This is a genomic window from Saccharopolyspora griseoalba, from assembly GCF_042665275.1.
GTDB lineage: Bacteria > Actinomycetota > Actinomycetes > Mycobacteriales > Pseudonocardiaceae > Saccharopolyspora > Saccharopolyspora griseoalba.
This window is the reverse complement of record NZ_JBHTCJ010000019.1, coordinates 44,856-64,206: the sequence shown is the minus strand read 5'-3', so window position 1 is coordinate 64,206 and position 19,351 is coordinate 44,856. Positions and strand designations below refer to the sequence as shown.

The following is a 19,351-nucleotide window of genomic DNA, read 5'->3' as shown; positions in this document are numbered from 1 at the left end:
GGGTGGCGCGCCCCCGGCGGACGCCGGCTGATCGATCAAGTGCGGATGTCGGGGAAGTGCTCGTCGCGCCACTCGCCCTCCGGGGCGTCGCGCAGGCCCTGCTCGCGCTCGCGCAGCTCGACGCGCCGGATCTTGCCGGAGATCGTCTTGGGCAGCTCGGCGAACTCCAGCCGCCGCACGCGCAGGAACGGCGCGAGGTGTTCGCGGGCGTGCCGCAGGATCTCGCGCGCGGTGTCGGCTCCGGGCTCGTAGCCGGGGGCCAGCGCGACGTAGGCCTTGGGCACCGCCAGCCGCAGCGGGTCCGGCGCGGGCACCACGGCGGCCTCCAGCACGGCGGGGTGCTCGACGAGCACGCTCTCCAGCTCGAACGGGCTGACCTTGTAGTCCGAGGCCTTGAACACGTCGTCGGCGCGGCCCACGTAGGTGATGTAGCCGTCCTCGTCGCGGGAGGCCAGGTCCCCGGTGTGGTAGTAGCCGCCGGCCATCGCCTCGGCGTCGCGCTCGGGATCGCCCTGGTAGCCGGTCATCAGCGGCAGCGGGTGCGCGGAGAGGTCCAGGCAGATCTCGCCCTCGTCGCCGGGTTCCCCGCTGTTCGGGTCGACCAGCACCACCGGAACGCCGGGCAGCGGCCTGCCCATCGAACCGGGCTTGACCGTCGAGCAGGGGGTGTTGCCGATCTGCGCGGTGGTCTCGGTCTGCCCGAACCCGTCGCGCAGCGTCAGGCCCCAGCTGTTGCGCACCTGCTCGACGACCTCCGGGTTGAGCGGCTCGCCCGCGGCGATGACCTCGCGCAGGCTCCCCGGACCGCCCGAGAGGTCGGCCTTGATCAGCATCCGCCACACCGTCGGCGGCGCGCAGAACGTGCTGACCTCGTTGGACCGGATCTGCTGCAGCAGCGCATCGGCGTCGAAGCGGCCGTAGTTGTGCACGAAGATCGTCGCCTCGGCGATCCACGGCGCGAAGAAGCAGCTCCAGGCGTGCTTGGCCCAGCCGGGCGAGGAGATGTTGAGGTGCACGTCGCCGGGGCGGAGGCCCAGCCAGTACATCGTGGACAGATGCCCGACCGGGTAGGAGGCCTGGGTGTGCTCGACCAGCTTGGGCTTGCTGGTGGTTCCCGAGGTGAAGTACAGCAGCAGCCGGTCGTCGGGCGCGGTGCCGGGGTGCTCCAGCCGGCCGGTGGCCGCGCGGTGCGAGTCGGCGTAGTCCAGCCAGCCGCCGACCGGGTCCCCGACGGCGATGCGGGTGTAGTCGCCGGGCACCTGCTCGAACTTGCTCGCGTCGTGCGCGGCGACGATGACGTGCTCGGCCCCGCCGCGCTCGACCCGGTCGAGCAGGTCGGCGGGCCCCAGCGCCGGGGTGGTCGGCATGATCACAGCGCCGAGCTTCATCACCGCCAGCATCGATTCCCACAGCTCCAGCTGGTTGCCGAGCATCAGCAGCACGCCGTCGCCGCGCGCCACGCCCTGCTCGGCCAGCCAGCGGGCGACCTGGTCGGAGCGGGCGGAGAGCTCGGCGAAGGTGCGGGAGGTGCGCGTGCCGTCCTGCTCCACGATGATCAGGGCGGGGCGGTCGTTGCCCTCGGCGATGACGTCGAACCAGTCCACCGCCCAGTTGAACCGTTCCCCCAATTCGGGCCAGCGGAAGGCGGTCGTGGCGTCGCGGTGGCACTCCCGCAGGTCGAGCAAGGTGTCCCGGGCGGCCCGGTAATTGCGGGTGGCCATTGTCACATCACTCATGTCATCATCCTGCTCTCAACGGGGAGGCCGAGCCACCCCCGAATAGGGGTGTGGGCGGGAACGAAAGGGTGGCGCCGATGCCGACGCCAGCACTGCTGCGGCCGCGCGACGAGGATGCGGTGGGAGCCGAGCTGCGAACGGTGCGCAGCAGCCTGGGAGTGGGACTGACCTTCGGGGGCCGGGTTACCGGCGACACGCTGCACATCTCCGAGCTGCAGGGCGCCCGCACGGGCGGCCTGCGCGGCCTGGAGGTCCCGGCCGGGTTCGGGCTGGGCGGCAAGGTCGTCGCCGAGCTGTGGCCGCGGCTGATCACCGATTACGCCTCGGCCCGCACGATCACCCACCAGTTCGACCGCGAGGTGCTCAGCGAGGGGATCCGCTCGGTGGTGGCGGTGCCGGTGATCGCGAGCGGCCGCCCGCGCGCGGTGCTCTACGCCGCGGTGCGCGGCCACGCCCCGCTGGGCGCCCGCGCCGTGGAGGTGATGACCTCGGCCGCCAAGCGGCTGACCACCGAGTTCCGCATCCAGGACGAGGTGGATCGCAGGCTGCGGCTGATGGGCGGCGCGCAGGAGCAGCCCGTGCACGACGCGGCGGCCGCGGAGGAGCTGCGGGCCGCCTACGGCGAGCTCCGCGACATCGCCGCGAGCACCACCGATCCGGGCCTGCGCTCCCGGTTGCGCGGCCTGTGCGAACGGCTGCAGGGGCGCGCCGGCGAGCCGCCGGTCGCGCTGACCGATCGGGAGACCGACGTGCTCGCCCAGATCGCGCTGGGCTGCAGCAACGTCGAGGCCGCCGAGCGGTTGGGCCTCAAGCCGGAGACGGTCAAGAGCTACCTGCGCAACGCCATGCAGAAGCTCGATGCCAGGACGCGCCACCAAGCGGTCGTCAACGCCCGCCGCCACGGCGCGCTGCCCTGACCGGTGAGCCGCTGATCACGACCTCGCGAAGGCCGACCGCAGGAAGGCGTCGATGACCTCCAGGCTCGGCCGGTCGCCGACCTCGTCGCACCGGCCGGTCCAGGAGACCTCGGCTCGCGGGGTGTCCGCGGCGGTGATGGCCTTGTCGTGGCCGACGCCGGGCACCGAGTAGAACACCGCGTCGGCACCGGCATCGCGCAGCGCGGCGAACAGCAGCTCGCTCTGGTGGTGCGGTACCAGCGGGTCCTGCCGCCCGTGCGCGATCAGCACCGGCGGCGTGCTCCGCTCGAGGTAGGTGATCGGGTTGGCCGCCTTCGCCGCCTCGGGGAGCTCCTGCACCGGGCCGCCGATCAGCCGGGACTCGGGGGAGCGGGCGTCGTCGTGACCGCCGGTGATGCCGAGCATCTCGTTGAACGGCGCGGGGTCGAGCGTGTGCGCGTCCATCCGCAGGAAGTCCGTGGGCCCGTAGAGGTCGACGGCCGCCTGCACGGCGCTGGACTCGCCGGGATGACCCAGCGCACCTTCGAACTCCGGCCGGTCCCCGGTGACCGCGGCCATGGTGGCGGCCCAGCCACCGGAGGAGTCGCCGAGCACCGCGACCCGGTGCGGGTCGATGCCGTGGTCCCCGGCGTGCGCGCGCAGCCACCGGATCGCGGCCTTGATGTCGTGGACCTGCGCGGGAAACCGCGCGGTGCTGCTGGCGCGCACCGACACCCCGGCGACGACGTGGCCGCGCGCGGTGAAGAACGGCGCGAGCGCGGCGCCGTAGTCCTTGCCGTTCTCGGCCATCCACGCGCTGCCACCGGTGACCACCAGCAGCGGGCTCGGTCCGCTCGTCGCGGACGGGTGGATGTCGAGGAGATGCCCGGGGCCGCCGCCCCCGGCGTAGGCGATGTCGGCGTGCACGATCACGACCTTGCCCGTTCGGCGGGGCCGCGTCCACCCGGTTCCGCGGTGCGGGAAAGCGCCGCGGAACCGGCGAGAACCCCACCGCAGAACCCGTCGTTCGCGACGGCCCCCGAACCGCCGGGAGCGGTTTCTGGGGACTGAGCGCGAGGTACCGCCACGCGAAACGACCTCGGTGCGGGCCTAGCTCACCCCAAGCTCAGCCGGCGGTCGACGACCAGCTTCGGCTCGGCGCGGATGCGAACGGGAATGGTGGATACCGGGGCGGCGCGGTGCTGATCGGCGAGGACGACCCGGTCGCCGCCGTTGTCGTGCTCAGGATGAGGGAAACCTCGATCGGCGGGCGGCGGCCAGGCCGCGGTCCAGCGCCTCGGGCGCAGGCGGGACGTCCCGGTTCCGCGGATCAGAGCGCCGTCGGTGCGGATTCGTCGGGCTCGGTCGAGGTGATCGGGGTGCGCGCGGGCGCCTGCCGGAACGAGGCGCGGGCCCAGCGGCCCGAAGGCGTCCCGCGGTTCGGGGAAGGCGAACAGCAGGACGAGGTAGAGCACCGCGGCCGCGCCGAGCACCAGCGGGATCGAGATGTCGACCGGCGCGAGGTGGGCCAGCGGGCCCACGAACTGCCCCTGCAGGTTTGTCGCGGCGATGCCGAGCGCGGCCGCCACGAGCCAGGCGGCCAGCCCGCGCCAGTTCCAACCGCCGCTGAACCAGTAGCGGCCGCCCCGCTGACGCCGGTTGAACACCTGCAGCGAATCCGAGTCGTACCAGCCGCGGCGGACGACCCAGCCGAGCATCATCACCACCATCCAGGGGGCCGTGCAGGTGACGATCAGGGTCGCGAAGGTGGTGATCGTGGCGACCACGTCGAAGACGAACCGGCCGACGAAGATCACCGCGATGGCCGCGGTTCCGATCAGCACCGTCGAGCGCACCCGGCTGAAGCGCGGGAACACGCTGGAGAAGTCCAGGCCCGTCCCGTACAGCGCGGTCGTGCCGGTCGAGAGGCCGCCGATGATCGCGATGAGGCAGACCGGCAGGAAGTACCACGCCGGTGAGATCGCCAGCAGCCCCGCGGCGTACGAGCCGTCGGCGAACAGGCCGGGTTGCTCAGCGGCGATGATCGTCGTGGTGACCAGGCCGAACCCGAACGGGATCAGGGTGGCGAGCTGGGCGAGGAAGGTCGCGCCCAGCACCCGGTGCGCCGGGGTGGAGCGCGGGATGTAGCGCGCCCAGTCGCCCAGGAAAGCGCCGAAGGACACCGGGTTCGACATCACGATCAGCGCCGAGCTGACGAACGCGGGCCAGAAGTCCGGATCTCCGGGGTGGATCGTGCCGGCGTACCCGGGGTCGAAGGCGCCGGCGAACGCGACGACGCCGAGCAGGAACAGCAGGGTGGCGGCGACCACGGCGATCTTGTTGACCAGCAGCATGAAGCGGAACCCGTAGATGCACACGGCCAGGACCAGCAACGCCACCAACGCGTAGGCGACGGCCAGCGAGACGTCGCTCTGCGGCAGGCCGACCGCGCGGTGCAGGCCGCCGACCAGGACGTCGCCGGAGCTCCACACCGAGATGGCGAAGAAGGCGAAAGCGGTGAGCAGGGACAGGAACGAGCCCACCACCCGGCCTTCGACCCCCAGGTGCGCTGACGACGACACCGCGTTGCTGGTGCCGTTGCGCGGGCCGAACAGCGACATGGGGGCCAGCACCAGGGCACCGGCCAGCAGGCCGAGCACCGTTGCCAGAGCGCCTTGCAGGAACGACATCCCGAAGACGATGGGAAAGCTGCCGAGCACCACGGTGGCGATCGTGTTCGCGCCCCCGAAGCTCAAGCGGAACAGGTCGAAGGGCCGGGCGGTGCGCTCCCCGTCCGGGATGGGTTCGACGCCGTGCTGCTCGACCTGGGTTGCCTTCGGCGGGTCGCTGCGCTGCATGGGACCTCTGGGTGGTGCGGAAAACCGCGTGGGGTCGGGCGGTTTCGGGACACCCTAGGGAGCGGGGCCGGTCCTGACAACGCGGTTCCACCGCACCCGGATCGGGGAGGTGATCGATTCGACGGCCCAGCGCGTAGCATCCGTCGAACCACCCGGCCGACGGGGACTGCGGCCGAGCGGTTCGACGCCCCCGAGGATCGGAAAAATGTCCACCCCTTCTCCCGCCCTCCTGGACGACACCGACGAGCAGGTGCTCGTGCTGCTGGAGCGCGACGGCAGGCTCACCCACCAGGAGGTCGCCGACCGCACGGGACTGTCCCGCTCGGCCGCCGCGGCCCGCGTCCAGCGCCTCATCGGCGAAGGCCACGTCGAGGTTCGTGGCGTGGTGCACCCGGCGGTGCTCGGGCACCGGGCGCTCGCGCACGTGTCGGTGTCCGTCCGGGGCGCGGCGGCTCCGGTGGCCGCCGCCCTGGCCGACCGGTCGGACACGACGCTGGTGTCGTTGACCGCGGGCCGCCGACCGGTCGTGGCGGAACTGCGCGCAGGCGAGGTCGCGGACATCGAGGGCGCGGTGGCCGAGATCCGCGAGCTGCCGGGAGTCGAGGCCGCCGAAACCGTGCTCTACACCGACGTGCTGCGCGACGTCGCGGGCCCGACCGGCTCGATAGGCGAGCTGGCCCTCGACGAGGCCGACCACGCGCTGCTGCGCGCGGTGCAGGCCGACGGGCGCGCCTCCTACGTCCGGCTGGCCGCGGAGATCGGCCTGTCCGCGGCCAGCGCTCGCCGTCGCCTGGTGCGGTTGCGGGCGGCCAACGTGGTTCGCGTCGGGGCGATTCCGCGCCACTCCGGCAGCGAGCGGCGGACCGCGACCGGGGTGGGGCTGCGCCTGAGCGCCCGGGTGGGAGCGCCGCTCGCCGAGCTGTCGTCGGTGACCTTCGAGGCCCGGACCCTCGGTCGCTTCGACGCGCTGCTCACGGTCAACACCACGACGACGGCCGATCTGGTGACCGTGCTCGACGAGCTCCGGGGCCGCCCGGAGGTCCGCGAGGTCGAGACGTGGACGCACCTGCGCTTCGCCAAGGAGACCTACGCCTCGCTGCGGCTGTGATCAGCGGGGCGCTGGGACCTCGGCCAGCGAGCGGTAGAGCAGTCCCGGGTGCGGTTTGGGCAGGAACGACGTGGACTTCGCCGGGAGCCGCAGCCCGGCCGACATCGCGGTGCGCAGGTGGCGGTGCTCGGGCGGCGGCACCAGGATCGCCATGCCACCGGCCCGGCGAACGCGGGCTAGCGCGGTGGCGGCGCTGGTCTCCGGGCTGACGTACTCGGGCAGGTCCGGCACCCGCCACACCGCGTCGATCAGCACGTGCCGCAGCACCGACAGCGGCAGGCCGTGCAGCGGGGCGGGGCAGTTGCCCAGGCAGGCGTTGACGAAACCGCGGTCCGGGTTGGACAGCAGGTAGGCGCCGCCGCGGGTGATCGCCACGAAAGCAGGGCCGGTGCGGGTCTGCTCGCGCAGCCGCTGGACCCACTGCCGCAGCTCGCCGGGGATCGGCTGGACGTGGAAGCGCTGCGCGGCCGCGCTCAGCGCCTGGTCCGGATCGGTGTAGGGCAGCACCCGGTGCACCGGGCCGATGCGCACCGGCGTGTCGCGCGCGTCGACCAGCAGCGCGGGCACGAAGTCCCAGCCGCCCGGACCGCTGCCGGTGGCGTAGTAGTCGCGCCGCAGCTGCCGCGCCGCGACGTGCCGGTGGTGACCGTCGGCGATGAAGGCCGAGCGCCCGGCCAGCTCGGCGCCGATGTCGTGGACGGCCTCCCGCTCGGCGAGCCGCCACAGCCGGTGCAGCTGCCCGTCGTCGCCGAGGACCTCGGTCACCGGCCGGCTGCTGCGGCAGTGGTCGAGCCAGGTCGCCGCGCGCCCGGTGCCCGGGTAGCTCAGCATCAGCGGATCCAGGTTGAAGCCGGTCTCGTGCACCAGGTCGCAGATGTGGGCCACCCGCTCCGGGATGAGGTCCTGGTGCGGCAGCAGCTTGCTGTCCAGGTGCACCGCGCCGAGCACGCCGCGCACCGCGCCGCGCGGACCGCTCTGCTCGTAGGCGTAGAGCGCCGGCTGCGGGTCCTGGATCAGCGTGTTGCTCTGCTGCCAGGCGTGCAGCGTCAGCGCAGTCTCGGCCGGGGGCGCGGCGCCGCTGGGGTCCCACGGGGTCGCGTAGCGCGCGGCCAAGGCGTTGAGCTGGCTGTTGTTGATCCGCCACCCGGCGAAGGGAGCGACGTGCACGCCGTTGCGGGTGGCGGTCGTCTGCGGCGGGATCGCGCTCGCCTCCTCGTGATCGTTCGCGGCGGTGGCCGCCATTCTTCCGCGCGACGCAACGTCACTGCGGGCAGGGCACCGCACCGGTTCGGACTAGTCGTCGGTCTTGAGCTTCTTCATGATCAGGTGCGAATCCACCCTGGCAACGGCGTTGAGCGACATGAGCTTGCCGGTCAGGAAGTTCTCGAACGTCGTCTGATCTTGCACCGCCACTCTGACGAGGTAATCCGGACGGCCGAACAGCCGGTGGCACTCCAGCACCTCCTCGTAGGAGGTGAGCGCGGCTTCGAACTCCTCGACGGTGTGCCGGTCGTTGATGCTCACCTCCACCGACACCACCACCTCGAAGTCGCGCCCGGCCGCCGCCGGGTCGATGCGCGCTCGGTAACCGGAGATGATCCCGTCGGCCTCGAGCCGCTTGACCCGGCGCAGGCACGGCGCCGGGGTCAGCCCGACCCGCTGGGCGAGTTCGACGTTGCTCAGCCTGCCGTCCTGGCGAAGCTGAAACATTATTTCCCTATCTACCGCATCTATCGCCATGAGATTGCTCCACAGCCCGGAAATTCGCAGCTCAACGCAACCATATTACCCGATGTGGAAACTATCATTGCGCACATGACTTCTGCACCGGAACTGCTGGTCCCCGACGCGCCGCCGACGACCGACCGGCGCGCGGACCTGCTCGGGGCGCTGAAGGACTCGAGCTCGGTGGGGCTGGCGATGTTCCCCCTGGGCATCGCCTTCGGGCTGCTGGTCGTCCACGCCGGGCTGGACTGGTGGTGGGCCACCGCCTTCAGCGCGCTGATCTACGCGGGCTCGTTGGAGTTCCTGCTCATCGGACTGGCCGTGGCCGCGACGCCGCTGGCCCAGGTAGCGGTGACCACGCTGCTGGTCAACTTCCGGCACGTGTTCTACGCCCTGTCGTTCCCGCTGCACCGGGTCCGCGGGCGGTGGGGCAAGCTCTACAGCACCTTCGCGCTCACCGACGAGGCCTACGCGCTGAGCACCGGAGAGGGCGCCAGGAACTGGACCGGCAGGCGAATCCTCCTCCTCCAGCTGCTCTTCCACGTCTGCTGGGTCTCGGCGGCCACCGCGGGAGCGCTGTTCGGCGCGCTGCTCCCCGTGCGGCTGGAGGGGCTGGACTTCGCGCTGACCGCGCTGTTCGTGGTGCTGGCCATCGACGCCTACCGGGTGCGGCGGGACGTCCCGGTACCGGTGCTGGCGGTGCTGTGCGCGGTGGTGGCGATGGTGTTCTTCCCCGGCCAGCTGCTGCTGGTGGCCTTCGGGTTGTTCTGCGGGTGCTTGCTGGTGCACCACTTCCACGAGAGGAGGTCTCGTGCCTGAGCCGTCCTACCTGATCGCGCTGGTGCTGCTGAGCGCGGGGATCACCTGGGCCCTCCGAGCGCTGCCGTTCGCGGCGCTGGCCCCGCTGCGCAGCAGCGCGGCGGTGCACTACCTCAGCGAGCGGATGCCGGTGGGCGTGATGATCATCCTCGTGATCTACACCCTGCACGACCTCGCCCTCGCCGCCGCGCCGGCCGCCGGGATCGCCCTGGCGGCCACGGTCGGCCTGCACCTGTGGAAGCGCAACGCGCTGCTGAGCATCTTCGGCGGCACCGCCGTCCACGTCGCGCTGACCATGGCGCTGTGAGGTGCGCCTAGGGCACCAGGTAGTCGCTGTCGCGGGCGTCGGTGATGGCCATGTGGCCCGGGGCGTGGCCGATGGCGAACGGGGGACGGGAGCGCATGACCGCGGCCTGCGGGGTGACGCCGCAGGCCCAGAACACCGGGACCTCGCCGGGTTCGACGCGCACCGGCTCGCCGAAGTCGGGGGTACCCAGGTCGGCGATGCCCAGCGCCCCGGGGTCGCCGATGTGCACCGGGGCGCCGTGCACCGCCGGGTACCGGGAGGTCACCCGCACCGCCGTGGCGACCTGCTCGGCCGGGATCGGACGCATGGACACCACCATCGGCCCGGCGAGCCTGCCGGCCGGGCGGCAGTCCCGGTTGGTGCGGAACATCGGGACGTTGCCGCCGGTTTCCACGTGCCGCACTGGCACCCCTGCCTCCAGCAGCGCGGCCTCGAAGGTGAAGCTGCAGCCCACCAGGAAGCTCACCAGGTCCGCGCGCCACAGCTCGGTGACCTCGGTGCGCTCCTCGACGAGTTCGCCGTCGCGGTAGACGGTGTAGGCGGGCAGGTCGGTCCGCAGGTCACCGGCGAAGATCGACGCGCTGGTCTCGCCGGGTTCGGTCACGTCGAGCACCGGGCAGGACTTCGGGTTGCGCTGCGCGAACAGCAGGAAGTCGTAGGCGAACTCGTGCGGCAGCGAGATCAGGTTCGCCTGCGTCCACCCCGGGCAGCACCCCGATGTCGGCGCCCGCAGTCCACCGCGGAAGGCCTCCCGCGCCCGGCTGGGCTCCTGCATGATCAGCTCCTCACTTCCGGCGGAACCGGACGCGCTGGCCGGGCCTGGCCTGCGCGGCCTTCGGGATGTCCGAGCGGGCCACCACCGCGATCACCGGGTAGCCGCCGGTGACCGGGTGGTCGGCCAGGAACAGCGTCGGCTTGGCCGCGGGCGGCACCTGCAGCGCGCCGGTGACCACGCCCTCGCTGGGCAGCTCCGCGGTGCTGGCGCGCTCCAGCGCCGGGCCGTCCAGGCGCATGCCGATGCGGTTGCTCTCCGCGGTGACCTCGTAGGCCGACCCCAGCAGCGTTTCCAGGGCCTCGGCGGTGAACCAGTCGTCCCGGGGGCCGGGTTGCACGCGCAGCACGACCTCGTCCGCCGGGTAGTCGCCCACCGGGGCCTGGTCCAGGCACGGGAACCGCTCCGGAGCCGGCCCGATCGGCAGCTCCTGCCCGGCTTCCAGGGGATCCGGTCCGAGCCCGGAGAGCACGTCGGTGCTGCGCGAACCGAGCACCGGATCCACCGCGATCCCGCCGCGCACCGCCAGGTAGCTGCGCAGCCCGCGCTCGGGAACCCCGAGGCGCAGCTCGGCACCGGCGGGCACGCGCAGCACCGAGTTCGCGGCGACGGCGCGATCGTCCAGGGTGACCGGGCAGGGCGCGCCCGTGACCGCGACGGTGAGCTCCCGGGTCGCGCGCACCGCGAGCCCGCCGAGGGTGGTCTCGACGGCCGCAGTCCCCTCGTCGTTGCCGATCAGCCGGTTGGCCAGCCCGAACGCCGCGGGGTCGGCGGCTCCCGAGGCGCCGACGCCGATGCCGGCCAGCCCCGGGCGCCCGAGGTCCTGCACGGTCGACAGCGGCCCGCCCGCCAGCACTTCCAGACTCATGCGACCTCCTCGAAGCGCACCTGCACGCCCGGTCGCAGCAGCGCGGGCGGGTCTCGGTCGACCCGCCAGATCTCCAGGTCGGTGCGCCCGACCAGCTGCCAGCCGCCGGGGGACTCCCGCGGGTAGATCCCGCTGAACTCCCCGGCCAGCCCGACCGAGCCGGCAGGTACCTTGGTGCGCGACTCGGCTCGGCGCGGCACCTGCAGGCCGCCACCGGTGAGGTAGCCGAAACCGGGTGCGAAGCCGCCGAAGGCGACCGTCCACACGACACCGGTGTGCCACTCGATCACCTCGCGCTCGGTGCGGCCGAGCAGCCGCGCGACCTCGGCGAGGTCCGCGCCGTCGTAGACCACCGGCACCCGCAGCTGCTCGCCCGCGGTGCGCACCTCCGAGTTCGGTCGGGTCCGGCGCACCGCGTCCTCCACCGCGCGCGGGTCGGCGCGGGGGCCGAGCTGCAGCAGCAGCGTGCGGGCGGCCGGGACCAGGTCGACCACGCCCTCCGGCGGTGCTGCCGACAGCGCGGCGTGCAGCGCCTGCACGGCCGCGAGGTCGTCGAGCTCGACGAGCAGGCCGGAGTCGGCGCAGGGCAGGAACCGCATCACCGCGCTCCGGGGGCGAACGGCTCCAGCCGGACGCCACGGGCGGTCAGCCGGTCGCGCACCGCCGCGGCGATGGCCACGGCCCCGGGGCTGTCGCCGTGCACGCAGATCGAGTCCGCCTCGACCCGGATCTCGCTGCCGTCGACGGCGCGGATCGGTTCCCCGGCCGCCAGCCGCAGGCAGCGCTCGGCGATCTCGTCCGGGTCGTGCAGCACCGCCCCCGGATCGCGGCGGGAGACCAGCGTGCCCTGCGGGGTGTAGGCGCGGTCGGCGAAGGCCTCCCGGAAGATCGCCAGCCCGGCTCGGTCGGCCTGCTCCAGCCACTGCGAACCGGGCAGCCCGAGCACCGCCAGCGACGGATCGTAGGCGCGCACCGCCTCGACCACCGCCGCGGCCTGCTCGGCGTGCTGCACGATCGCGTTGTAGAGCGCGCCGTGCGGTTTGACGTAGCTGACCCCGGTGCCCGCGACCCGCGCGAAACCGGCCAGCGCGCCGATCTGGTAGATCACGTCGTCGGTCAGCTCGGCGGGCGGGACGTCGATGAACCGGCGGCCGAAGCCGGCGAGGTCGCGGTAGGACACCTGCGCGCCCACCGCCACGCCGCGCTCGGCGGACCGCTCGACGGCGCGGCGGATCACCGAGGAATCCCCGGCGTGGAAGCCGCAGGCGACGTTCGCGCTGGTCACGATGGACAGCAGCGCCTCGTCGTCACCGAGTTCCCAGCGGCCGAAGCCCTCGGCCAGATCGGAGTTCAGATCCATCCGACTCACCCCCACAGCTCACCGATGCCGCTCAGGGAGTTGTATCCCAGGTACAGCGTCAGCAACCACGCCAGCACGCCCAGCGCCAGCAGCCACTTCGGGTAGCGGTAGCCGCCGAGGAGGTCGCGGCGCCGGGCAGCGACGAACATCAGCACGCCGAACCCGACCGGCAGGATCAGCCCGTTGAGCGCACCGGCCAGCACCAGCAGCGTCGTCGGCGCCTTGTTCAGCAGCGCGAACACCACCGCCGAGATCGCCACGAAGCCGACCACCAGCCAGTTGCGGCCGCGTTCGAGCCTGGCGGAGAAGGTCACCAGGAACGACACCGAGGTGTAGGCCGCGCCCACGACCGAGGTGATGCCCGCGGCCCACAGGATCATGCCGAAGAGCCGCATGCCGATCTCGCCGGTGGCGTGCTGGAAGGCCTCCGCGGTCGGGTTCGACGAGGTCAGCGTCACGCCACCGGCCACGACGCCGAGGATGGCCAGGAACAGCACGACGCGCATGACGCCGGTGACCAGCAGCGAGATGATCGAGCTGCGGCTGACCGCCGAGACCTGGTCCGGCCCGGTGACCCCGGCGTCGACCAGCCGGTGCGCGCCCGCGTAGGTGATGTAGCCGCCGACGGTGCCGCCGATGAGCGTGGTGATCGACAGGAAGTCGACCTCGCTCGGCAGCACGGTCTCGGTCAGGGCTCGCCCGACCGGGGGAGCTGAGGCGATGGCGACGAAGGTGGTCAGCAGGATCATCGCCGCGCCCAGCACCACCACGATGCGGTCCATGGCGACCCCGGCGCGGCGGCTGAGGAAGATGCCGATGGCGATGACCGCCGAGAGCAGTCCGCCGACCGTGGTGTTCAGGCCGAACAGCGCGTCCAGGCCCAGCGAGGTGCCCGCGATGTTGCCGATGTTGAACACCAGACCGCCGAAGACCACCAGCGCGGCCATCAGGTAGCCGAGCCCGGGCAGCACCGCGTTGCCGAGGTCCTGCGCGCGTCGGCCCGACACGCCGATGACGCGCCAGACGTTGAGCTGCACCGCGATGTCGACCAGCACCGACACCACGATCGCGAAGGCGAAGGCGGCGCCGAGCTGGATGGTGAACTCGGTGGTCTGGGTGATGAAGCCGGGGCCGACGGCGCTGGTGGCCATCAGGAACACGGCCCCGAGCAGGGTCCCCCGTCTCGGGGTGGGCGCCTTCGGCCCGGTGGCGATCTCGTCAGCCATCGCTACTCCGATCAAGAACGGCGGTCGCGCCCGCTGGCAGCGGTTCGGGACAACATAGAGAATTGTTCAACAATCCGGCAATACCCGCCGCGGAGCTTTCTCGTTAAACTGCCGTTCGACCGGTACGACGTCGTTGGGGGATCGCTTGACCGCCGCGGATCCGTTGGAGCTGCTCTCGGAGGACCGCTCGCTGCTGGACCGCACCAGCACCGCCGAACGCGTCGCCGACGTGCTCAGGCAGCGGATCATCGACGGCGCGCTCGCCCCGGGGACCCGCCTGTCCGAGGAGACGGCGGGGCGCGCGCTGGCGGTCTCGCGCAACACGCTGCGCGAGGCCTTCCGGCTGCTGGTGCACGAGCGGCTGCTGGTCCACGAGTTCCACCGCGGCGTGTTCGTGCGGGTGCTCAGCGCCGAGGACGTCATCGACCTCTACCGGATGCGCCGGCTGCTGGAGACCGGGGCGGTGCGCCGCGCCGCCGAGGTCGATCCGGAGCTGGTGGCCGCGGTCGGTGCGGCGGTGACCGAAGGCGAGCGCGCCGCCGGCGACGAGCGCTGGTGGGACGTGGGCACCGCCAACATGCACTTCCACCAGGCCCTGGCGGCGCTGGCGGGCAGCCCGCGAGTCGACGACGCGATGCGCCAGCTGCTGGCCGAGCTGCGCCTGGCGTTCCACGTGATGTCCCGCCCCCGCGAGTTCCACGAGGCCTACTTGGGCCTCAACCGCCAGATCGCCGACCTGCTCGACGCGGGCCACCACGAAGCGGCCGCAGTCCGCCTCGGCGACTACTTCGACCAGGCCGAGACCCAGCTCGTCGCCGCCTACCGCGAAGCGACCGACCAGGCCTGACCGAACGCTCGATCGCGCCGTTCCCTCTCGATGAAAAAGGGAACGGCGCCCTCCGGTCAGCTCGCGTCGAGATCGGCCGCGTGGAGCGGCTTCTCGGCGGTGATGAGGGCGTAGCCCAGGGCTCCGTCGGCGGTGGCCTCCGCGGCCAGCCGGGTGTGGTGCAGCACCGCCTCGACGTCGACGCCCGCCCGGGTCAAGCGGGCCGGGTCGGTCATGCGCAGGAACTTCAGCCGCGCTTCGATCGTGGAGATCATGTTCCGCAGGGCCTCGTCGTGATCCTGAGCGTGCCGGACGCGCAGGCCGGCTTCCTCAAGGATCGCGCGGTAGTCGGCCATCGGGCGGGCATCGGCGATGCAGGCGACCCAGGCGGTCAGCCCGCTCAGCTCGTCCGGGAGCCCGCCCGGCCGCGCGGTCACGTCGGTGATGCCCACCCGGCCGCCCGGTTCGAGCACGCGGGCGAACTCGGCAGCGGCGGTGGCCTTGTCCGGGAAGGTGCAGAACGCGCATTCGCAGAGCACCGCGTCGGCGGCGTCGTCGGGGAGGGGCAGGCGCTCGGCATCGCCCACCAGGAACCGCACCCGTTCGGCGAGCCCGTCCTGGGCCGCGGCCCGCTGCGCCGCGTCCACCGAGGACGGGTTGAGCTCGACGCCGGTGACCTCGGCGCCGTGGCCGGAGGCCAGCAACCGCGCGGTCGTGCCGGGACCCGAAGCGATGTCGACCACGTGCTGGCCCGAGCGCAGCTCCAGGGCTCCGGCCAGCCGGTTGGTCAGCGCCTGCCCGCCGGGGTGGTAGGCCTCGCCGAGCAGCAGCGCCACCGCGTCCTGCCCGTAGGCGGCCGCGCAGCAGCTCTTGAGCTCCTCGGCGGCGGGCAGTTCCGGGCCGCTCACCGCTGCACCGCCCGGTGACCCACGTTGGTCGCATCGGGGGCGATCCCGGAACGACCACCACCGCCCCGGGCGATCTTCGACCCGTACGGCGAGTCGGTGAGCCGCGACCGCAGCTCGCCGGAGTTGGGCACGACGTCGGCCACCGGCACGCCCGACATCTGCTCGCGCACCTGCTCGCGGTAGCCCACCGAGTTGTAGGCGCAGAAGGGGATCATCCTGCCGTCCGGGGTGATCTCCTCGACGCAGCACTTCATCAGCTGCTTGACGTTGAGCGTGTAGGGGTCCTGGAAGTCCTGCACGACGATCATGAACGCCTTGTCGCCGAGATCCCGCGCGGCTTCGGGGAGATCGATCCCGCAGGCCTCGCACTCCAGCTGCGCGGCGGTGGTGGCCAAGCCGGCGCTGGTGGTGTCGGTGCCCATGAACGCCGAGGCGCTCCACAGCTTCTCCAGCGCCTCGCGGATCGCCGGGTCGGGCACCACCCGGTTGGACAGGTAGTCCAGGTGGTCCTCGACGTCGAGCAGCCGCGGGATCGGGACCACGTCGGTGCGGTCCTCCTCCTGGTCGACCAGCAGGTAGGTGATCGAGCGGCAGGTCGGGAAGCAGCAGGGCACCGGGAAGAAGTCGGACTGGCGCAGCCATTCGGGGCACTGCTCGGCGGCCAGCTCGATGACGTCGGAGTTGGTCAGCCGGTTGGCCGGGTCGAACTCGACGTGCCTGCCGGAGTGGGTGACCGGCTGGAAGGCCACCGAGCGCACCGCCGGGTGCTGCACGCCGAAGCGCACGATCTCGCCGACCTCGTGCTCGTTGAGGTCGCGCTCCAGCGCGGCGACCAGGGTGACCGTCAGCCCGGCCGCGGCGCAGTTGTCCAGCGCGCGCTGCTTGCGCTCGCGCAGGTCCTTGCCCCGGATCGCCAGGTGCGTGTCCCGGTCGAAGCCGTCGAACTGCAGGTAGACGTTCACCCGCTTGCGCCGGTTGCGCTCGCCGAGCGCGCGCACGAACGCCTGGTCGGTGGCCAGCCGGATGCCGTTGGTGTTGAGGTTGACCGCCTTGATCGGCCGGTCCTGCGCGAGGTCGACGAACTCCAGGATGTTCCTGTGGATCGTCGGCTCACCACCGGAGAACATCACGACCTCGGGCTCGCCCTCGGATTCGACGAAGACGTCGAGCATCCGCTCGCACTGCTCGCGGTCGATCGAGTACCCGTCGGGCTGGTGCCCCGAATCGGCGAAGCAGATCGGGCAATCGAGGTTGCAGCTGGTGTTGACCTCGATGATGCCCAGGCAGGCGTGCTGCTTGTGCTCGGGGCACAACCCGCAGTCCGAGGGGCAGCCGTCGACGACCTCGGTCTGGAACGACAGCGGGATGGTGCCCGGCTTGTTGAACCGGGCCGAGTCGGCGTAGGCCTGCGCGTCGCCGTAGACCAGCGCCTCGAACTCGCCGTGCTCGCGGCAGCGCTTGCGCAGGTAGACCTCGTTGTCGCGGATGTTGACCTGGGCGTCGAGAACGACCTTGCACACGGGGCAGATGCTCTTGGTGAACTCGACGAACACCTCGTCGCGGTCGCGCTTGGCGGGGCTGCTGCTCTCAGTCACGCACCTCAGCCCAACACCGGACGCCCGGGTTCGCAGCGGCACTGTCCGCCAGCCGACAGTTCCCGATCACCCGGCCGGTTCGCGGTGGACCCCGCTCCTCGGCCGAGCTTGTCATCCCGCTGACACTCGACGCGCGCCGCGCGCCCACGAGGAGTCGACTGGGGGAGTCGAACGAACTGCGAGGAGGTCGCCGATGTCGCGCGCGGTCCACAACGCGCGGGTGCTCGCCGCGATCCGACGCGCCCCGCTGCTGCCCGGGCCTCGGCTGCGGTCACGTCGCTCGCGTTCCGGCGGCCAGTGGTCGCCCCGGATGTCCGGCGGAGCGGACGCCACCCGGCTGCCGGTGTGGCGGATCGGGTTGACCGGAGGCCTGGTCGGCATCCTGTGCTGCGTGGGACCGACGGTGCTGGCCCTGCTGGGCGTGATCAGCGCCGGTACCGCGTTCGCCTGGGCGACCGACCTCTACGACGGATACGCCTGGTGGTTCCGCCTCGGCGGGCTGGCCGTCCTCGCGCTGCTGGTCTGGTGGGCGCTGCGGCGCCGCGACCAGTGCAGCATCGCCGGCGTGCGCCGCTGGAAGTGGCGGCTCGCCGGGGTGCTCGGCATCGCGGTGGCGACCTACCTCGCGCTCTTCGCGCTGACCACCTGGCTGGGCACCCTCGCCTGAATCCGCGGGCGAGGGGACGGGAAGGAGAGACTCATGTCCACCGCTGCTCACCACCCCTCACACCCGTTGCAGGCCGGTGTCGCCCGGGTCCTGCAGGGCGCGGCCTCCGGCCTGGCCGGCGGGATCATCTTCGGCATCATGATGGCCACGACCGGCATGCTGCCGATGGTGGCCATGCTGGTCGGCAGCTCCAGCGCCGGCGTCGGCATCGTGGTGCACCTGGCCATCTCGGCGATCCTCGGCGCGGGCTTCGGCCTGGTCGCCCCGATGAACCAGTTCTGGCCGCTGGCCGGGGCCGGACTGGTCTACGGGGCGGTGTGGTGGGTCCTCGGGGGCCTGCTGCTGATGCCCGCCGGGCTCGGCATGCCGGTGCTGCAGCTCGGGGCGACCGCGATGCAGAGCCTGATGGGGCACCTGCTCTACGGCATCGTCACCGCCGCCGCGTTCTACCTGTTCCGCCGCAGGGCCGGTCAGGCATGACGTCGAGGGTGCGGCTGCTGCGCGTGCCCGACTGCCCGCTGGCGGGTCGGGCGCGCGCCACCGTCGTCCAGGTGCTGCGCGAGCTCGGGGAACCGGTGGACTTCGACGAGGTGGTCGGCGATCACCCGTCGCCGTCGGTCCTGGTCGACGGGGTGGACGTGGTCACCGGCCGGGCGCCCGCCGAAGGTCCGAGCTGCCGGCTGGAACTGCCGACCGCCGAGCAGATCCGCGCGGCGCTGAAGTAGCGCTGCCCGGGCGCGCGGCGGGTGCAGCGGAGCCGGTACAGCTCTCAGCGCGGGTCGACGACCTTCTGCAGCTCGTCGGCGGCGAGGACGTCGATCGCGGCGTAGCCCACCGCGATCAGGCCCTTGCGCTCGAAGTCCTTGAGCACCTTGTTCAGCGACGGCCGCTGCACGCCCACCATCGCGGCCAGGGTGCGCTGCGGCAGCAGCACGCGGCCGTCCACCGACTCGTCGAGCAGCAGCTGCGCGACCTGCTCGGGCAGGCTGCGTCCCAGCAGCCCGAGCACCCGGTGCTGGCTGGCGGCCAGCCGCTCGGCGACGCTGGACAGCCAGCGGCGGGTGATCGCCTGGCGCTGGGCCAGCAGCTTCTCGAAGTCCTCCGCCGACAGGAACAGCGCGGTCGCGTCGTCGAGGGCGTGCGCGGTGTAGGGGAGCGGGAGTTCCAGCAGGTGCTGGATGTCGCCGTCGACGTCGCCGGGCTGCAGCACGTGCACGACCGAGCGCTTGCGCCCGCGGCCCACCGACAGCTCCACGCGTCCGCGCTGCACGATCCACACCCCGTCGGGCGCCTCGCCGCCGTCGAAGAGCAGCTCGCCGCGGGCGAGCTCGCGGGTGCGCAGGAAGTGGGCGAGCGCGGTGAGGTCCTCGGTGCCCAGCGGCGCCGAGTTCCCGCGCCCCACGCAACGCGCCACCCAGGCCGCCTGCCGGATGGCCATCTCGGCGGCCTCACCGGGTCCGAGCAGCTCCATCGCCCGGTCGAGAGCGGCGGCGGAGATGCGGGAGAAGGCCATGCACCCAGGATGCCTCGCCGCGGCGCCGCGAGAACCCGATCGACAGCGCACATCCGGGCTCCTACGGTTCGTTCGACGAGTTAACGAACTAGTGGCGAACGGGAGATCGCTTGCCTAGCGCCTCCGATCGAGCGGACCTGTCCACGAGCGCACCTGCGGGGCCACCG

The 19,351-nt window shown here is 72.4% G+C and carries 21 protein-coding genes; 8 read left to right on the top strand and 13 right to left on the bottom strand.

The genetic code is table 11. The features are described 5' to 3' along the window. Positions 1–35 precede the first annotated feature (35 nt). A complete protein-coding gene (locus ACFQRI_RS25515; protein WP_380672904.1) occupies positions 36–1,736 on the bottom strand; it encodes an AMP-binding protein in 1,701 nt (566 codons plus the stop codon). A gap of 77 nt (positions 1,737–1,813) precedes the next feature. Between ACFQRI_RS25515 and ACFQRI_RS25510 the strand changes: the two genes are divergently transcribed. Continuing rightward, positions 1,814–2,653 carry a LuxR C-terminal-related transcriptional regulator gene (locus tag ACFQRI_RS25510; RefSeq protein WP_380672902.1) on the top strand — a complete coding sequence of 280 codons (840 nt, stop codon included), beginning with the start codon at positions 1,814–1,816 and terminating at the stop codon, positions 2,651–2,653. A 15-nt stretch (positions 2,654–2,668) separates the two neighbouring features. Here the strand turns inward: ACFQRI_RS25510 and ACFQRI_RS25505 are convergent, their stop codons facing one another. Together ACFQRI_RS25505 and ACFQRI_RS25500 are read right to left on the bottom strand one after the other, a co-directional pair. After that, positions 2,669–3,559 (bottom strand): alpha/beta hydrolase fold domain-containing protein, encoded by an 891-nt coding sequence (locus ACFQRI_RS25505; protein ID WP_380672900.1) that lies wholly within the window; start codon positions 3,557–3,559, stop codon positions 2,669–2,671. Positions 3,560–3,747: 188 nt separating this feature from the next. Beyond that, positions 3,748–5,490, bottom strand: a complete 1,743-nt coding sequence (locus ACFQRI_RS25500) for a purine-cytosine permease family protein (protein WP_380672898.1) — start codon at positions 5,488–5,490, stop codon at positions 3,748–3,750. Positions 5,491–5,695: 205 nt separating this feature from the next. Between ACFQRI_RS25500 and ACFQRI_RS25495 the strand changes: the two genes are divergently transcribed. Next, entirely contained in the window at positions 5,696–6,598 is a 903-nt protein-coding gene (locus ACFQRI_RS25495) for an Lrp/AsnC family transcriptional regulator (RefSeq protein ID WP_380672896.1), read from the top strand. Here the strand turns inward: ACFQRI_RS25495 and ACFQRI_RS25490 are convergent, their stop codons facing one another. Then, positions 6,599–7,840 (bottom strand): DUF1015 family protein, encoded by a 1,242-nt coding sequence (locus tag ACFQRI_RS25490; RefSeq protein WP_380672894.1) that lies wholly within the window; start codon positions 7,838–7,840, stop codon positions 6,599–6,601. 51 nt (positions 7,841–7,891) lie between these two features. Then, positions 7,892–8,338 carry an Lrp/AsnC family transcriptional regulator gene (locus tag ACFQRI_RS25485; RefSeq protein WP_380672892.1) on the bottom strand — a complete coding sequence of 149 codons (447 nt, stop codon included), beginning with the start codon at positions 8,336–8,338 and terminating at the stop codon, positions 7,892–7,894. A 75-nt stretch (positions 8,339–8,413) separates the two neighbouring features. On the opposite strand from ACFQRI_RS25485, the gene ACFQRI_RS25480 reads away from it, so the two are divergent. Both ACFQRI_RS25480 and ACFQRI_RS25475 read left to right on the top strand, forming a co-directional pair. After that, entirely contained in the window at positions 8,414–9,142 is a 729-nt protein-coding gene (locus ACFQRI_RS25480; protein WP_380672890.1) for an AzlC family ABC transporter permease, read from the top strand. Further along, positions 9,135–9,449 (top strand): branched-chain amino acid transporter permease, encoded by a 315-nt coding sequence (locus ACFQRI_RS25475; protein WP_380672888.1) that lies wholly within the window; start codon positions 9,135–9,137, stop codon positions 9,447–9,449. The genes ACFQRI_RS25480 and ACFQRI_RS25475 overlap by 8 nt, the downstream gene beginning before the upstream one ends. A 7-nt stretch (positions 9,450–9,456) precedes the next feature. On the opposite strand, the gene ACFQRI_RS25470 is transcribed toward ACFQRI_RS25475, so the two are convergent. The 5 genes from ACFQRI_RS25470 to ACFQRI_RS25450 are packed head-to-tail and all read right to left on the bottom strand — an operon-like array spanning position 9,457 to position 13,675. Next, positions 9,457–10,224, bottom strand: a complete 768-nt coding sequence (locus ACFQRI_RS25470; protein WP_380672886.1) for a putative hydro-lyase — start codon at positions 10,222–10,224, stop codon at positions 9,457–9,459. 10 nt (positions 10,225–10,234) lie between these two features. Beyond that, positions 10,235–11,089 carry a 5-oxoprolinase subunit C family protein gene (locus tag ACFQRI_RS25465; RefSeq protein ID WP_380672884.1) on the bottom strand — a complete coding sequence of 285 codons (855 nt, stop codon included), beginning with the start codon at positions 11,087–11,089 and terminating at the stop codon, positions 10,235–10,237. Then, on the bottom strand, positions 11,086–11,688 hold the full coding sequence (locus ACFQRI_RS25460; protein ID WP_380672882.1) for a 5-oxoprolinase subunit B family protein: 603 nt from the start codon (positions 11,686–11,688) through the stop codon (positions 11,086–11,088). The genes ACFQRI_RS25465 and ACFQRI_RS25460 overlap by 4 nt, the downstream gene beginning before the upstream one ends. After that, positions 11,688–12,449 (bottom strand): LamB/YcsF family protein, encoded by a 762-nt coding sequence (locus ACFQRI_RS25455; RefSeq protein ID WP_380672880.1) that lies wholly within the window; start codon positions 12,447–12,449, stop codon positions 11,688–11,690. The genes ACFQRI_RS25460 and ACFQRI_RS25455 overlap by 1 nt, the downstream gene beginning before the upstream one ends. A gap of 5 nt (positions 12,450–12,454) precedes the next feature. After that, positions 12,455–13,675, bottom strand: coding sequence for an NRAMP family divalent metal transporter (locus ACFQRI_RS25450; protein WP_380672878.1), 1,221 nt, complete (start codon positions 13,673–13,675; stop codon positions 12,455–12,457). Positions 13,676–13,820: 145 nt separating this feature from the next. On the opposite strand from ACFQRI_RS25450, the gene ACFQRI_RS25445 reads away from it, so the two are divergent. After that, positions 13,821–14,522, top strand: a complete 702-nt coding sequence (locus ACFQRI_RS25445) for a GntR family transcriptional regulator (RefSeq protein ID WP_380672876.1) — start codon at positions 13,821–13,823, stop codon at positions 14,520–14,522. 56 nt (positions 14,523–14,578) lie between these two features. Here the strand turns inward: ACFQRI_RS25445 and ACFQRI_RS25440 are convergent, their stop codons facing one another. After that, positions 14,579–15,409 carry a class I SAM-dependent methyltransferase gene (locus tag ACFQRI_RS25440; RefSeq protein ID WP_380672874.1) on the bottom strand — a complete coding sequence of 277 codons (831 nt, stop codon included), beginning with the start codon at positions 15,407–15,409 and terminating at the stop codon, positions 14,579–14,581. After that, positions 15,406–17,004 carry a radical SAM protein gene (locus ACFQRI_RS25435; protein ID WP_380672872.1) on the bottom strand — a complete coding sequence of 533 codons (1,599 nt, stop codon included), beginning with the start codon at positions 17,002–17,004 and terminating at the stop codon, positions 15,406–15,408. The genes ACFQRI_RS25440 and ACFQRI_RS25435 overlap by 4 nt, the downstream gene beginning before the upstream one ends. Positions 17,005–17,197: 193 nt before the next feature. Here ACFQRI_RS25435 and ACFQRI_RS25430 point away from each other — a divergent pair, with 193 nt between their 5' ends. Genes ACFQRI_RS25430 through ACFQRI_RS25420 form a run of 3 tightly spaced genes read left to right on the top strand, consistent with a single transcriptional unit; the run spans position 17,198 to position 18,396 of the window. Next, positions 17,198–17,671, top strand: a complete 474-nt coding sequence (locus ACFQRI_RS25430) for a hypothetical protein (RefSeq protein WP_380672870.1) — start codon at positions 17,198–17,200, stop codon at positions 17,669–17,671. A gap of 33 nt (positions 17,672–17,704) precedes the next feature. After that, positions 17,705–18,151 (top strand): hypothetical protein, encoded by a 447-nt coding sequence (locus ACFQRI_RS25425; protein ID WP_380672868.1) that lies wholly within the window; start codon positions 17,705–17,707, stop codon positions 18,149–18,151. Then, positions 18,148–18,396: an alkylmercury lyase gene (locus ACFQRI_RS25420; RefSeq protein ID WP_380672866.1), complete on the top strand. Its 249-nt coding sequence runs from the start codon at positions 18,148–18,150 to the stop codon at positions 18,394–18,396. The genes ACFQRI_RS25425 and ACFQRI_RS25420 overlap by 4 nt, the downstream gene beginning before the upstream one ends. Positions 18,397–18,440: 44 nt before the next feature. On the opposite strand, the gene ACFQRI_RS25415 is transcribed toward ACFQRI_RS25420, so the two are convergent. Then, entirely contained in the window at positions 18,441–19,184 is a 744-nt protein-coding gene (locus ACFQRI_RS25415; protein WP_380672864.1) for a Crp/Fnr family transcriptional regulator, read from the bottom strand. Positions 19,185–19,351 lie beyond the last annotated feature (167 nt).